Here is a 14,278-nt window from a genome sequence, read left to right as displayed (position 1 = left end):
CCCCGGTGCGCCCTCGACGGTCGGCGCGCCCTTCGCCGCCTCCGCCCGCCGCACCCCGGCCCGCTCAGTAGGACTTGTCCTGGCCGAGGACGTGCTGGGCGACGAAGTTCAGGATCATCTCGCGGCTGACCGGGGCGATCCGGCCGGCGCGCACCGCGCCGAGCAGCGTGGCCACGCCGTACTCGGTGGTCATGCCGGCCCCGCCGAGCACCTGGACGGCGGTGTCGACGGCCAGTGCGGCGGCCTCCCCGGCGGCGTACTTGGCCATGTTGCCGGAGACCCCGGCCTCCAGGTCCCGGCCCGCGTCGTAGAGGGTGGCCGCCTTCTGGATCATGAGGCGGGCCAGCTCGACCTGCACGGCCGCGTGCGCGAGCGGGTGGGACACGCCCTGGTGCGAGCCGATGCTCCGGCCGCCCCAGACCTTGCGGGTGGCGGTGTACTCGCTGGCCCGCTCGATGGCGTACCGGCCGGTGCCCGCGCCCATCGCGGCGACCGTGATCCGCTCCGGGTTGAGCCCGGCGAAGAGCGCCGGCAGGCCGGCGTCCAGCGACTCACCTACCAGCGCGTCGGCGGGCAGCCGCACGTCGTCGAGGTAGAGCAGGAACTGGTTCTCCGGGGAGACGATCTCCATGTCCAGCTTGGAGCGCGTCAGCCCGGGCGCGTCGGTCGGCACCACGAACAGCGCCGGCTTCAGCCTGCCGGAGACCGCGTCCTCGGTCCTCGCCACCACCAGCACGTACGACGCCTCGTCGACGCCCGAGATGTAGCACTTGCGGCCGGAGAGCAGCCAGTCGTCGCCGTCGCGGCGGGCCACCGTGCCGAGCCGGTGGAAGTTCGAGCCGGCCTCCGGTTCGGTGATCGCGAAGACCACCTTCAGCGAGCCGTCGGCGAAGCCGGGCAGGTAGCGCTTGCGCTGTTCCTCGGTGCCGTGCCGGGCGATCACCGTGGCCGCGATGGCCGGGGAGACCACCAGCAGCAGCAGCGGACAGCCGGCCGCTGCCAGCTCCTCGCAGACGATGGCCAGCTCGGTGATCCCGCCCCCGCCGCCGCCGTACTCGGTGGGGATGTTGACCCCGAGGTAGCCCAGCCGGCCGGCCTCGTCCCACAGCTCGGTGGTGTGCTCACCGGCCCTCGCCTTGGTGACGAAGTAGTCGTGGCCGTACCGGCGGCCCAGGGCGCGCACGGCGTCGCGGAGCTGGTCCTGCTCGGGGGTGAGGTCGAAGTTCATCGCGGGCCTCCAGGATCACTCGGGGTCGACCACGGCCAGCACGGCGCCCGTGTCGACCTGTCCGCCGGCCGCGACCGGCAGCTCGGCGACCACGCCGTCGGCCGGGGCGAGCACGGGATGTTCCAGCTTCATCGCTTCCAGGGTCAGCAGCAGGTCGCCGGCCGTCACCCGCTGCCCGACCTCGACGTGCACCCGGGTCACCGCGCCGGGCAGCGGCGCGACCAGCGACCCGGCCGCCAGCTCCACGGTGGGATCGGGGAAGCGCGGCAGCTCGGCCAGGCTCGCCGCCCCGTCCGGGCCGTCCACGAAGACCTCCGAGGACACCCGGTGTACGCGGTACGCGCGCCGCACCCCGTCCACGTCGAGCACCACCCGGTCCGGGGCGGCCCCGACCAGGCGCACCGCCGGCGAGGGTGCGTCCGCCGGGGGCGCCCCGTGCGACGTCGGCCCGTCTGCCGGGACCGCTCCGTCCGGGGCCGGCGCGTCGGCGAGGGCGGCGGAGCCGGCGCCCGGCGAGACCGACCACTCGGCGAGACCGCCCGAGCGGTCCAGCCGGTAGCGGACCTCGATGTCGCCGTCCGGCCCGGTGAAGCGGGTGACCTGCGGGAACGCCGGCACGTTGCGCCAGCCCGAGGGGAGCCCGGCCAGCGCCGTCGCCGAGGCGCGGCGGGCGGCCGCCGAGGCGAGGGCCGCCGCCAACGCGGCCAGGGGGAGCTGATCGTCCGGCAGCAGCGGGGCGAAGACCTCGGGATGCCGTTCGAGGAAGCCGGTGTCGAGGTCGACGGCGGCGAACTCCGGGCTGCGCAGGACGCGCACCAGCAGGTCCCGGTTGGTGGCGACGCCGTGCAGTTCGGCGCGGGCCAGCGCGCCGGCCAGGGCGCGGGCCGCCTCGGCGCGGGTGGACGCCCAGGCGATCACCTTGGCGAGCATCGAGTCGTAGTGGACGGCCACCACCGAGCCGTCGACCACGCCCGAGTCCAGCCGCAGGCCCGGCCCGGTCAGCGGGCCGAACTCGGCCGCCACCCCGGGCAGGGCGAACCGGTGCAGGGTGCCGGTCGCCGGCCGGTAGCCCTGTGCGGGGTCCTCGGCGCAGAGGCGTACCTCGATCGCGTGGCCCTGTGCCGGCGGGGTCGCCGCCACCGGCAGCGGCTCGCCCTCGGCGACGAGCAGTTGCAGCCGGACCAGATCCAGGCCGGTGGTCAGCTCGGTGACCGGGTGCTCGACCTGGAGCCGGGTGTTCATCTCCAGGAAGAAGATCTCCCCGTCGGGCGCGAGCAGGAACTCGACCGTGCCGGCGCCGACGTAGTCGACCGCCCGGCCGGCGGCCACCGCCGCCTCGTGCAGCGCCGCGCGCACCTCGTCCGGGAGGACGCCGGGCGCCTCCTCGACGAGCTTCTGGTGGCGGCGCTGGATCGAGCAGTCCCGCACCCCGAGGGCCGCCACCGTCCCGTGGGTGTCGCCGAAGATCTGCACCTCGACGTGCCGGCCCCGCTCGACGTACCGCTCGATGAAGACCGTGCCGTCGCCGAACGCGCCGGCCGCCTCGCGGCGCGCGGAGGCGACGGCCTCGGCCAGCCCGGCGGCGGCCCGGACGACGCGCATGCCGCGCCCGCCACCCCCGGCGGACGCCTTCACCAGCACCGGGAAGTCGGTGATCTCGTCGGCGTCGGTCCAGGTGGGGAGCATCGGCACGCCCGCCTCGGCGAGCAGCGCCTTGGCCGCCATCTTGTCGCCCATCGCGGCGATCGCCTTCGCGGGCGGGCCCACCCAGGTCAGCCCCGCGTCGCTCACCGCGGCGGCGAACTCGGCGTTCTCGGCGAGGAAGCCGTAGCCGGGGTGGACGGCGTCCGCCCCGGCCCGGCGGGCCGCGTCGAGGATCAGGTCGATCCGCAGGTACGTCTCGGCGGGCGTGTTCCCGGGCAGCCGGACGGCGTGGTCGGCCTCGGCGACGAACGGCGCGTCGGCGTCGGCGTCGGAGTGCACGGCCACCGTCTCGACGCCGAGCGCCCGGCAGGTGGCGAAGATCCGGCGGGCGATCTCGCCCCGGTTCGCCACGAGCAGTTTCCGGATCACTGGTCCCGCCTCTCGATCGCATTCATCGGGCGCATCGCCTCACACACTGAGCCTGCTTCTCGTTCGCGACTGCGGGACTCCGCCGCGCTGCGTTCCTCGCGCTCACATGCGGAAGACGCCGAAGCCGTCGGCGCCCCTGACCGGTGCGTTGTGGATCGCCGACAGGCAGAGCCCGAGGACGGTACGGGTGTCGCGGGGGTCGATCACGCCGTCGTCGTAGAGCCGGCCGGAGAGGAAGAGCGCGCCGGACTGCGACTCGATCTGCTGCTCGACCATCATCCGCATGGCGGCGTCGGAGTCCTCGTCGTAGTCCCGGCCCCGGGCGGCGGCGGCCTGCCGGGCCACGATGGACAGCACGCCCGCGAGCTGCGCCGGCCCCATCACCGCCGACTTGGCGTTCGGCCAGGTGAACAGGAACCTCGGCTCGTACGCCCGCCCGCACATGCCGTAGTTGCCCGCGCCGTAGGAGGCGCCGAGGTTGACCGTCAGGTGCGGCACGGTCGAGTTCGACACCGCGTTGATCATCAGGGCGCCGTGCTTGATGATGCCGCGCTGCTCGTACTCGGTGCCGACCATGTAGCCGGTCGTGTTCTGGAGGAAGACCAGCGGGGTGTCGGCAGCGTTGGCGAGCTGGATGAACTGGGTCGCCTTCTGCGCCTCCTCGCTGAACAGCACGCCCCGCGCGTTGGCCAGCACCCCGACCGGATAGCCGTGCAGCTCGCCCCAGCCGGTGACCAGGGCGGTGCCGTAGGCCGGCTTGAACTCGTCGAACTCGCTGCCGTCGAGCACCCGGGCCAGCACCTCGCGCGGGTCGAACGGCACCTTGAGGTCGGCGCTGGCGATGCCGAGCAGCTCCTCCGGGTCGTACTTCGGCGGGGCCGGGAACGGGTTGCGCGGCGGCGGGCCCTGCTTGCGCCAGTTCAGCCGGCGTACGCACTGCCGGGCCAGCCGGATGCCGTCCCGCTCGTCGGCCGCCAGAAAGTCGGCCAGGCCGGACGTCGTGGCGTGCATGGCGGCCCCGCCGAGGGACTCGTCGTCGGTGACCTCGCCCGTGGCCATCTTCACCAGCGGCGGCCCGGCCAGGTAGACCTGCGACCGGTCCCGGATCATGATCACGTGGTCGGACATGCCCGGCACGTACGCGCCCCCGGCGGTGGCGTTGCCGAAGACCACGCTGACCGTGGGGATCTTCGCGGCCGAGAGCCGGGTCAGGTCCCGGAACACCCGTCCGCCGGGGATGAAGATCTCCGCCTGGGTGGGCAGGTCGGCGCCGGCCGACTCGACCAGGTTCACCATCGGCAGCCGGTTGGCCAGGGCGATCTCGCCGGCCCGGCGGGTCTTGGCGAGCGACCACGGGTTCACCGCGCCCCCGCGTACGGTCGGGTCGTTCGCGACGACCAGGCACTCGACGCCCTCGACGACGCCGATGCCGGTCACCACGCTGGCGCCGACGGGGAAGTCGGTGCCGTACGCCGCCACCGGGGACAGCTCCAGGAACGGGCTGTCCGCATCGAGCAGCAGCTCGATCCGCTCCCGGGGGAGCAGCTTGCCCCGCCCGTGGTGCCGGGCCACGTACTTCTCACCGCCCCCGGCGCGGGCCCGGTCGAGGGCGGCGTCCAGCTCGGCGAGGCGCTCCAGCAGGGCCTCCCGGTTGGCGCGGTGCCCCGGCGAGGACGGGTCGATCGCGCTGCGCAGTGTGGTCACAGGCCCTCCTTCGTTCGTGACTGCGGGGCTCGCAGACCCGGCTCACTCCTCGCACTCACAGGCCCTCCTTCGTTCGTGACTGCGGGGCTCGCAGACCCGGCTCACTCCTCGCACTCACAGGCCCATGCCCTTCGCGATGATCTCGTTCATGATCTCCGTGGTGCCGCCGCCGATGCCGAGGATCCGGGCGTCGCGGTAGTGCCGCTCGACCTCGGCGTCGCGCAGGTAGCCGTAGCCGCCGTGCAGCTGGAGCGACTGGTCGACCACCTCGGCGCAGGCGGCCACCGCGACGTTCTTCGCCATCGCCACCTCGGTCACCACCGGCTCGCCCGCCGCCACCCGCGCCGCCACCTGGTGCACGTACGCCCGGGCCGCCTCGGCGCGGGTGTGCATCTCGGCCAGCCGGTGCCGGACGAGCTGCCGGCTCGCCAGGGGCCGGCCGAACGTGGACCGGTCCCGGCACCAGCGCACCGCCAGCTCCACGGACCGCTGCGCGATGGCGTACGCCTGGGTGGCGAGGGAGAGCCGCTCCGCGGCGAAGTTCTGCATGATCGCCAGGAAGGCGGTGTCCTCCGCGCCGACCCGGTTCGCCACCGGCACCCGGGCGTCGACGAAGGAGAGCTCGGCGGTGTCGGAGCAGTGCCAGCCGAGCTTCTCCAGCCGGCGCCCGACGGTGAAACCGGGCGTGCCCTTCTCGATCACCAGCAGCGTCAGGGCGCCGGTGCCCGGCGGCAGGGTGCAGACCGCGGTGGTCACGAAGTCGGCCCGGACGCCGCTGGTGATGTAGGTCTTCGACCCGTTGACCACGTAGTGGTCGCCGTCCCGTCGCGCGTGGGTGCGGATGCTCGCCACGTCCGAGCCGCCGTCGGGCTCGGTGATCGCCAGCGCGCCGATCGTGGTGCCGGCCAGCGTCGGCCGGACGTACCGGTCGATCAGCTCCGCGTCGCCGGAGGCGACGATGTGCGGCAGCGCGATGCCGTGGGTGAAGAGCGCCGCGACCAGGCCGGACGAGCCGCCGGAGCGGATGACCTCCTCGGTGACGATGATCGAGTCGAGCAGGTCCCCGCCGCTGCCGCCGACCGCCTCCGGGAAGCCGATGCCGAGCAGGCCGAGCTTGGCGGCGGTGGCGTGCAGCTCCCGGGGGACCTCGCCGGCCCGCTCCCAGTCGTCCAGGTGCGGCAGCACCTCCCGGGTGACGAAGGCCCGGGTCAGCTCCCGCAGTTGCCGGCGCTCCGGCGTGTCCACGATGGTCACCGACCCTCCCCGGGCGTCGTGCCGCCGGCCGCGGAGCCCGGGCCGGGCGCGAGCTCCGCCGGCAGGTCGACGACTCGGGAGCGGAGCAGCTCGCCGAGCGCCTTGGCCTGCGGATCGAACCGGGTGGAGGCGGCCACCCCCTGCCCGAGCAGGCCCCGGACGACGAAGTTGACCGCCCGCAGGTTCGGCAGCTCGTACCGCTCGACCGGCAGCGGCGCGGTCTCCGGCAGCAGCTCGCGCAGCCGGTCGATGGTCAGCCAGCCGCGCAGCCACGACCAGGTCGCGTCGGTGCGGGCCCAGACGCCCAGGTTGGCGTCGCCGCCCTTGTCGCCGGAGCGGGCCCCGACCAGCTCGCCGAGCGGCGCGCGCCGGGTGGGCCGGTCGGCCGGCGCGGCCCCCGGCGGGTCGACGGCGGGCGCCGGCGCGTCCGGCGGGCCGGAGGTGCGGGCCGGCGGCGCGACCGCCACCCGCTCGCCGGAGGGGAGCACCGCGACGTGCGGCACCGCGTCCTGCGGCACGGCGTCGGCGGTGAACACCCCGTAGGGCGCAGCGTCGCCGGGGAGCGTGGTCAGCGTGCAGCCGGGGTAGGAGGCCAGGGCCAGCTCCACCGCGGCGGCCGAGAAGGCCCGCCCGGCCCGCGTCTTGTCGCCGTCCCGCAGGTGTACGTGCAGCAGCGCGCTCGCCGCCTCGGTGTCGACCGCGTCGGCGTGGTCGGTGCGGGCCAGGGTGAACTCCAGCCCCTCCGTGCCGACCGCCGCCTCGACCTGGCTGCGGACCAGGGCCGCCTTCGCGGGGATGTCGAGCCCGCACAGGACGAAGGTCATCGAGTTGCGGAAGCCGCCGAGGTTGTTGACGCCCACCTTGAGGGTGCCCGGCGGGGGCGTGCCCCGGACGCCGCTCACCCGTACCCGGTCCGGCCCGTCGGCGTCCAGCTCGACCGTGTCCAGCCGGGTCACCACGTCGGGGCCGAGGTAGGCCGGGCCGTCGACCTCGTAGAGCAGCTGGGCGGTGACCGTCTCCACGGTGACCGCGCCGCCGGTGCCCGGGTGCTTGGTGACCACACAGGAGCCGTCGGGGTGCAGCTCGGCGACCGGGAAGCCGGGGCGTCGCCCGCCGTCGGGCAGCTCGGTGAAGAAGCTGAAGTTGCCCCCGGTGACCTGTGCCCCGCATTCGAGCAGGTGGCCGGCGACGGTCGCCCCGGCCAGCGCGTCCAGGTCGTCGCGGCCCCAGCCGAAGCGGGCGACCGCCGGCCCCACCACCAGGGACGCGTCGGTCACCCGGCCGGTGACCACCACGTCCGCCCCGGCGTCCAGGCAGGCGGCGATGCCGTACGCCCCCAGGTAGGCGTTCGCCGTCAGCGCGTCCGGCCGGGCGAGGGCGTCGCCCTCGACGTACCCGACCCGGACGGTCAGGCCGAGCCGGTCGGCGAGCGACCCGATCGCGGCGGCCAGGCCGGCCGGGTTCAGCCCGCCGGCGTTGGTCACGATCCGCACGCCCCGCTCCAGCGCGGTGCCGAGGCAGCCCTCCAGTTGGCGGAGGAAGGTCTTCGCGTAGCCGAGGGCGGGGTCGCGCAGCCGGTCGCGGCCGAGGATGAGCATGGTCAGCTCGGCCAGGTAGTCGCCGGTCAGCACGTCCAGCTCGCCGCCGTCGAGCATCTCCCGCCACGCCGTGGACCGGTCGCCGTAGAAGCCGGAGGCATTGCCCACGCGCAGCACGTCGCTCACGCCGCCACCCCGCCCGCGACGTCGGTTCCGGCGGCGCCCGGCGGGCGGCCGGGGCCGGGTGGGCCGGCGAAGGCCTGGGCGACGTCCAGCCACGCGTCGGCGACCGGCCCGGTCGCCGACAGCGCCAGGTCCGCGCGGTGCCTGCGCTGGGTGACCAGCAGGCAGAAGTCGAGGGCGGGGCCGGCGACCCGGTCGGCGGCGTCGGCCGGGCCGTACGTCCAGGTGTCGCCCTCCGGCGCCGCCAGCTCGACCCGCACCGGCGCCGTCGGCACCGGCCGGCCGTGGGCGGCGAAGCTGTGGCCGAGGGTACGGAAGCCGAGGTGCGCGACGTGCCGCAACCGGGCCGTGCCGGGGCGCGTCACCCCGAGCGCGTCGGCGACGTCCGTGCCGTGCGCCCAGGTCTCCATGATCCGGGCGGTGGCCATCGAGGCGGCCGACATCCGGGTGCCGAACCAGGGCAGCTTCCCGCCGGCCGGCACGCGCGCCAGCGCGTCGGCGAGCGCCGCCCGGCCGGCGCGCCAGCGGGGGAGCAGCTCGCCCGGCGGGGCGAGGAACTCCTCGGCGGCGGCGTCGACGAGCCGGGCGGGGTCGGGGGCGGCGACCACGGTGGCGAGGAACGCCTCGGCGTCGGTGGCGGCGAGCAGGGCCACGTGGTCGGTCCAGGAGAGGTGGGCGATCTGGTGCCCGACGCTCCAGCCCGGCGACGGCGTGGCGCGTCCCCAGTCGACCGGCGGCGGGCCGGCCACCAGGTCGTCGAGCTGCGCGGACTCGTCGGCCAGGTCCGCGAGCAGGTCCTTGAGGTCGACCATGGTGCCTCCGGGGCTGGGCGGGCCGGTCAGGGGGTGAGCAGGGTGGCGAGCTGGCGCTTCCAGGTGTGCAGCAGGGCGGCGCGGCGGGACGAGTCGTCGGTGAGCAGGTTGGCCACGCCCAGCCCGCGGAGCAGGTCGAGGGTCGCCTGCACCGCCTCGCGTACGCCCGGGCGGCGCTCGTCCACGTCGAGCAGCGCGACGGTGAGCCGGTGCATCTCGCGGCCGACCTGGGCCTCCAGCGGCACCAGGGCCTCGCGCAGCTCCCGGTCGGTGCGGGCGGCGACCCAGAGTTCGAGGGCGGCGACGAAGAGCGGGCCGGTGAAGGCCGCGCCGAGCAGGTCGATCACCCGGTCGAGCCGCTGGGGGCCGGGCGGCAGCGCCTCGGCCTCGCTGCGCAGCTCCGCCGCCCGCCGCTCGGCGAGGTGGGCGACGGCGGCCGTGACCAGCGCGGCCCTGGTGGGGTAGTGGTGCAGCTGGGCGCCGCGTGAGACGCCGGCCCGGGCCGCGACGACGGTGGTGGTGGTGCCGGACCAGCCGTGCTCGACCAGGCACTCGACGGTCGCCTCCAGCAGCCGGGCCTGGGTGGCGCGGCTGCGTTCCTGCTGAGGGACGCGGGTCGATGCGGGCACGGGGACAGCATGCCGCCGTTGAAACAAACAGTCAAGATTGACTTTTTCTGGCCGGCACCGGACCGTCGCGTGCTGACCGAGGTTGGTGACCATGTGGTCGGGCGCTGTCGAGCTGCCCCACGGATGGGGTAGAGGCCTGCGGGGCCACAGGCTCGCCCGGACAGCCCCGCCCGCTGCCGGACGGCGACGGGGCCTCCAGCCCGATCCGGGCTCAAGCGCAATCCAAGCTGGGCCCAGCCCTGGGCTGGGGTCTTGATCTCGAAGCTGGGCTCGGTCGCGGCTGGGCTCACGTTCGCCTGAGCTCGCGTCGGTATGGGAAGCCGGCCGGTCCTATGGACGGGGCAGCTCGACAGGGCGCGACGGGTGTCGTCCCACCCGGGCGGGAGTCATCCGTCGGTCACTGCTCAGCGGCCGTCGCGCGGGGCGAACACCGCGAGGGCGGTGGCGTCGCTGTGTCGGGAGCGCAGGTACTCGTCCGCCCACTCGGCGGCGTCGGGGAAACCCGACTCGGCGGCCACCCGGGCGCAGGCGGAGTCCACGTCGAAGGGGGTGCGCCGCAGGTGCACCCCGGGCCCGAGGAGCGCCCAGAAGGCGCCGGGGCCGCCGTAGGGCATCCCGACGCTGCCCGGGTTGACGATCAGCCGCCGGTCGGCCAGGCGGGTGAACGGCATGTGGGTGTGCCCGCAGACCACCGTCCCCACCTCGGCCGGGACGTCGGCGAGCACCTCCGCCCAGCGTTCCATCCGGGAGTCGACGAGCACGACCTCCTCGTCGTCGCGGGGGGTGGCGTGGCAGAACAGCACCGGACCGAGACCGGTGACCTCCAGGGTGACCGTCAGCGGCAGCGCCGCCAACCGGGCCACCTGGTCGTCGCGGAGCTGCCCCGCCGCCCAGTTGGAGACGTCGATCGGGGAAGGGCGGCCGGCCCGCGCCTCCACCAGCTCGCGGTCCGCGTTGCCCCGTACCCAGCAGACCCGGTCGCCGAGGCCGGCGAGCACGTCCAGCACCTCGACCGGCTGCGGGCCGGCCGCGATGTCGCCGGTGAGCACGATCAGGTCGGCGGCGGCGACGTCCGGCTCGGCCAGGACGGCCTCCAGCGCCGGCAGCGCGCCGTGGATGTCGGAGAGAACGGCGACCCGGTCCAGCATCGCTCCACCGTGCCCGCCGGACCGGCCGGTGTCCAGCGATTCTGCCCGGGGCAGATCCGGCGGGTCGGACGCGTCAGACGCGGGCGCGGCGGGCCAGGCGCTCCGGGTCGAGGATGATGATGCTCTTGCCGTCCAGGCGCAGCCACCCGCGGGAGGCGAAGTCGGCCAGCGCCTTGTTGACGGTCTCCCGGGAGGCGCCGACGAGCTGGGCGATCTCCTCCTGGGTGAGGTCGTGGGTCACCCGCAGCACGCCGCCGTCGCGGGTGCCGAAGCGGCCGGCCATCTGGAGCAGGTTCTTGGCGACGCGGCCGGGCACGTCGGTGAAGATCAGGTCGGCGAGCGAGTCGTTCGTCCGCCGCAGCCGGCGGGCGAGCACCCGGAGCAACTGCTCCGCGATCTCCGGCCGGTTGTTCAGCCACGGGCGCAGGGCCTGCTTGCGCAGCCGCACCAGCCGGGTGTCGGTGACCGCGGTGGCGGTCGCCGTGCGCGGGCCGGGGTCGAAGAGCGACAGCTCGCCCACCATGTCCGACGGGCCCATGACCGCGATCAGGTTCTGCCGGCCGTCGGCAGCCCGCCGACCGACCTTGATCTTGCCGGACAGCAGGATGTAGAGACTGTCGCCGGGCTCGCCCTCGTTGAAGACGATCTCGCCCTTGCGGACCTCCAGCGTCTCCATCTCCTTGGCGAGCGCCTCGGCAGCCTCCGGGTCGACGCCCTGGAAGATCCCGCTGCGAGCCAGTACCTCGTCCATCGCGCACCTCCGCCTGCGCGTGCCGTCCGTCGGCCGGGTCCGCCGTCCGCTGATCCCTCGCGCGTCGCCAGTCTAGGCGCACGTGAGCAGCAATCAGAGGTGCACCCCTGGAATCTTGATCGTTGGGCGTAACCTGCCGGCCCTGATCAAGCAGTAGGATCGCGCGCCCGCCCGGACGCTCCGACCGGCCCCGACACGCGGGCCGTAGGGTCACCACGTGCTGAGTGAACCCGTGCTGACCGCCCGCCAGGAGGACGGTCGGGACGTCCCGCTGCTGGTCTGGCGCGCCGACCGCCCGCTGCGCGCGGTCAGCTCCGCGCCGCTGGGCGGCGGGATCGGCGTCCGGCACTGGGTGGTCAACGCGACCGTACCCATGTCGTACGACCGGGACGACCCCGCCGACCACCTGACCGAACTCGCCGACCGGCTCGACCTCGACGGGCCCGGGATCGGCCTGCTGACCGGGGTGGACGTCGCGGAGGTGGTGGCCCGGACGGACACCGGCGTGCGGGTCTGGGCGACGGTCGGCCTGGGCACCCCGGTCCGGGCGGCGGAGCCCGCCCCGGCGGTGCTGGCCCAGCGGGTCGGCACCGTCAACATCGTGGCGTACGTCCCCGCCCGGCTCGGCGACGCCGCCCTGGTCAACGTCGTGGCCACGGCCACCGAGGCGAAGGCGCAGGCGATCGCGGAGCTGGGCGTGCCGGGCACCGGCACCCCGACGGACGCGGTCACCGTGCTCTGCCCGGTCGACGGCCCCGAGTCGGCGTACGGCGGCCCCCGCTCCACCTGGGGCGCCCCGCTGGCCCGGGCCGTGCACGCCGCCGTGACGGCCGGCGGGGCGGGCACCGTGGTCCCGTGGTCGGACCGACCGGCCGGCTGAGACTCCGTCCGATCGGCCCTCGTCTCGGCGTTGCACACCCGATAAGGTCGCGCTCGATGTACGCTGCCGCCTCTCCCCGCCGCCGGGCCGCACTCGCCCTCGGCGCGCTGCTCGCCGTCCTGCTCGCCGCCGGCTGCGGGGGGCCCGGTTCCGGGGCCGACCCGGTCTGGCGGTCCGGCGCGGGCGGTGGCACCCCTGCCCCGGCCCGCTCGGGCGCTCCCGCCCAGTCCGCGGAGCAGGCGATCTCGCTCTCGGCGACCGGCGACATCATCATGGGCAACGCGCCGAACCGGCTGCCCCCCGACGGCGGGAAGGGCTTCTTCGACTCCGTCGAGAAGGCGCTCGCCGCCGACCTGGTGATGGGCAACCTGGAGGAGCCGCTCACCGTCGACACCGGCACCGGCAAGTGCGGGCCGAACTCGACCCGCTGCTTCCAGTTCCGGGCCCCGCCCGAGTACGCCGCGCACCTGCGCGACGCCGGCTTCGACCTGCTCAACCAGGCCAACAACCACGGCTACGACTTCGGCCCGAAGGGCTACGAGAACACCCAGAAGGCGCTGGAGAAGTACGAGCTCGCGCACACCGGGGCGCCCGACCAGATCACCGTGGTCGACGTCAAGGGGGTCAAGGTCGCGGTCGCCGGCTTCTCGTCGTACGTCTGGTCCAACAGCCTCACCGACATCGCCGCGGCGAAGAAGGTGATCACCAAGGCGGCCGGCATGGCCGACGTGGTCGTGGTGCAGGTGCACATGGGCGGCGAGGGGGCCGACAAGACGCGGGTCCGGCCGGGCACCGAGATGTTCCTCGGCGAGAACCGGGGTGACCCGGTCAAGTTCTCCAAGGCGATGATCGACGCCGGGGCGGACCTGATCGTCGGGCACGGCCCGCACGTGCTGCGCGGCATGGAGTTCTACAAGGGCCGGCTGATCGCGTACAGCCTGGGCAACTTCGCCGGCGGGGGCAACTCGCTCAGCAACGTCGGCCGGCTCGGCTGGGGCGGGGTGCTCAAGGTGTCGCTGAAGCCGGACGGCAGCTGGGCCGGTGGTTCGTTCGTGTCGACGTACATGAACTCCATCGGCAAGCCGACCATGGACCGCGACGACCGCGGCCTGGGCCTGGTGCGGCAGCTGACCAAGAGCGACTTCCCGGAGACCGGCGCCCGGTTCGACGACGCCGGCGCGATCAGCGCGCCGCAGGGCGGCTGACCGGGCGGCGCGGCGCGTGGACCCGGCCGACCGTCGGCCGGGCGACGTAGGCTGGCCGGCGTGACCACGAGTTCCTCCGGCTTCACCGAGACCGACCTCGGGCGCACCCGTCGCGCCCGACGGATCGGCCGGGCGCTGACCGACACCCACCCCGACGCGCACTGTGAACTGGACCACTCCAATCCCCTGGAGCTGGCCGTCGCGACGATCCTCTCCGCGCAGTGCACGGACAAGAAGGTCAACGAGGTCACCCCGAAGCTCTTCGCCCGCTACCCGAGCGCCGCCGACTACGCGGGGGCCGATCGGGCGGAGCTGGAGGAGCTGATCCGGCCCACCGGCTTCTACCGCAACAAGACCGACTCGCTGATCAAGCTCGGCCAGGCCCTCGTGGAGCGGTACGACGGCCGGGTCCCCGGCAGGCTCGTCGACCTGGTGACGCTGCCCGGCATCGGCCGCAAGACCGCCAACGTCATTCTCGGCAACGCCTTCGACGTGCCCGGCATCACCGTCGACACCCACTTCCAGCGGCTGGTCCAGCGCTGGCGGCTCACCGCCGAGACCGACCCGGTCAAGATCGAGCACGCGATCGGGGCGCTCTTCCCCCGGCGCGACTGGACCATGCTGTCGCACCGCATCATCTTCCACGGCCGGCGGGTCTGCCACGCCCGCAAGCCGGCCTGCGGCGCGTGCACGCTGGCGAAGCTCTGCCCGTCCTACGGCACCGGCCCGACCGAGCCGGCGGCAGCCGCGAAGCTGCTCAAGGGCCCCCGGGCCCGTGACCTGGCCGTGGCGGCCGGCGTCGACCCGGAGCTGGTGCCGGTCCAGGCCGTCGTGGCGGAGGTGCCGTGAGCGCGAGGAGTGCGTCGGTGTCGC

At 74.7% G+C, this 14,278-nt stretch carries 12 protein-coding genes; 3 read left to right on the top strand and 9 right to left on the bottom strand.

From position 1 onward, the window contains the following. Nucleotides 1–64: 64 nt before the first annotated feature. The 9 genes from ACSNN9_RS11255 to ACSNN9_RS11215 all read right to left on the bottom strand — a co-directional run bounded on the left by ACSNN9_RS11255 (nucleotide 65) and on the right by ACSNN9_RS11215 (nucleotide 11,320). Entirely contained in the window at nucleotides 65–1,228 is a 1,164-nt protein-coding gene (locus tag ACSNN9_RS11255; protein WP_436672965.1) for an acyl-CoA dehydrogenase family protein, read from the bottom strand. Between the two features lie 15 nt (nucleotides 1,229–1,243). Continuing rightward, complete coding sequence (locus ACSNN9_RS11250) at nucleotides 1,244–3,301, bottom strand: acetyl/propionyl/methylcrotonyl-CoA carboxylase subunit alpha (RefSeq protein WP_436672964.1); 2,058 nt, start codon at nucleotides 3,299–3,301, stop codon at nucleotides 1,244–1,246. A gap of 102 nt (nucleotides 3,302–3,403) precedes the next feature. Then, nucleotides 3,404–5,005, bottom strand: a complete 1,602-nt coding sequence (locus ACSNN9_RS11245; RefSeq protein ID WP_436672963.1) for an acyl-CoA carboxylase subunit beta — start codon at nucleotides 5,003–5,005, stop codon at nucleotides 3,404–3,406. A 114-nt stretch (nucleotides 5,006–5,119) separates the two neighbouring features. Then, nucleotides 5,120–6,259, bottom strand: a complete 1,140-nt coding sequence (locus tag ACSNN9_RS11240; RefSeq protein WP_436672962.1) for an acyl-CoA dehydrogenase family protein — start codon at nucleotides 6,257–6,259, stop codon at nucleotides 5,120–5,122. After that, entirely contained in the window at nucleotides 6,256–7,983 is a 1,728-nt protein-coding gene (locus ACSNN9_RS11235) for an acyclic terpene utilization AtuA family protein (RefSeq protein ID WP_436672961.1), read from the bottom strand. The genes ACSNN9_RS11240 and ACSNN9_RS11235 overlap by 4 nt, the downstream gene beginning before the upstream one ends. Then, complete coding sequence (locus tag ACSNN9_RS11230; protein ID WP_436672960.1) at nucleotides 7,980–8,792, bottom strand: TIGR03084 family metal-binding protein; 813 nt, start codon at nucleotides 8,790–8,792, stop codon at nucleotides 7,980–7,982. The genes ACSNN9_RS11235 and ACSNN9_RS11230 overlap by 4 nt, the downstream gene beginning before the upstream one ends. Nucleotides 8,793–8,818: 26 nt before the next feature. Then, the gene (locus ACSNN9_RS11225) at nucleotides 8,819–9,421 is read right to left on the bottom strand and encodes a TetR/AcrR family transcriptional regulator (protein ID WP_436672959.1); all 603 of its coding nucleotides are present in this window, start codon (nucleotides 9,419–9,421) and stop codon (nucleotides 8,819–8,821) included. A gap of 404 nt (nucleotides 9,422–9,825) precedes the next feature. Then, on the bottom strand, nucleotides 9,826–10,569 hold the full coding sequence (locus ACSNN9_RS11220; protein WP_436672958.1) for a metallophosphoesterase family protein: 744 nt from the start codon (nucleotides 10,567–10,569) through the stop codon (nucleotides 9,826–9,828). A gap of 73 nt (nucleotides 10,570–10,642) precedes the next feature. Next, complete coding sequence (locus ACSNN9_RS11215) at nucleotides 10,643–11,320, bottom strand: Crp/Fnr family transcriptional regulator (protein ID WP_089003062.1); 678 nt, start codon at nucleotides 11,318–11,320, stop codon at nucleotides 10,643–10,645. A gap of 217 nt (nucleotides 11,321–11,537) precedes the next feature. Between ACSNN9_RS11215 and ACSNN9_RS11210 the strand changes: the two genes are divergently transcribed. The 3 genes from ACSNN9_RS11210 to nth are packed head-to-tail and all read left to right on the top strand — an operon-like array spanning nucleotide 11,538 to nucleotide 14,254. Next, entirely contained in the window at nucleotides 11,538–12,200 is a 663-nt protein-coding gene (locus ACSNN9_RS11210) for an adenosylcobinamide amidohydrolase (protein WP_436672957.1), read from the top strand. Between the two features lie 56 nt (nucleotides 12,201–12,256). After that, complete coding sequence (locus tag ACSNN9_RS11205) at nucleotides 12,257–13,405, top strand: CapA family protein (protein ID WP_436672956.1); 1,149 nt, start codon at nucleotides 12,257–12,259, stop codon at nucleotides 13,403–13,405. Between the two features lie 60 nt (nucleotides 13,406–13,465). Next, the gene (nth, locus tag ACSNN9_RS11200; protein ID WP_436672955.1) at nucleotides 13,466–14,254 is read left to right on the top strand and encodes an endonuclease III; all 789 of its coding nucleotides are present in this window, start codon (nucleotides 13,466–13,468) and stop codon (nucleotides 14,252–14,254) included. Nucleotides 14,255–14,278 lie beyond the last annotated feature (24 nt).

Source organism: Micromonospora sp. URMC 107 (assembly GCF_051386315.1).
GTDB lineage: Bacteria > Actinomycetota > Actinomycetes > Mycobacteriales > Micromonosporaceae > Micromonospora.
Note: the sequence above shows the minus strand (reverse complement) of the source record. Positions and strands in the feature narration are given on the sequence as shown.

Coding starts and splice junctions, on each gene's coding strand:
- ACSNN9_RS11205 (WP_436672956.1), top strand. CDS start 12,257: ATGTACGCTGCCGCCTCTCCCCGCCGCCGGGCCGCACTCGCCCTCGGC.
- ACSNN9_RS11220 (WP_436672958.1), bottom strand. CDS start 10,569: ATGCTGGACCGGGTCGCCGTTCTCTCCGACATCCACGGCGCGCTGCCG.
- ACSNN9_RS11230 (WP_436672960.1), bottom strand. CDS start 8,792: ATGGTCGACCTCAAGGACCTGCTCGCGGACCTGGCCGACGAGTCCGCG.
- ACSNN9_RS11255 (WP_436672965.1), bottom strand. CDS start 1,228: ATGAACTTCGACCTCACCCCCGAGCAGGACCAGCTCCGCGACGCCGTG.
- ACSNN9_RS11215 (WP_089003062.1), bottom strand. CDS start 11,320: ATGGACGAGGTACTGGCTCGCAGCGGGATCTTCCAGGGCGTCGACCCG.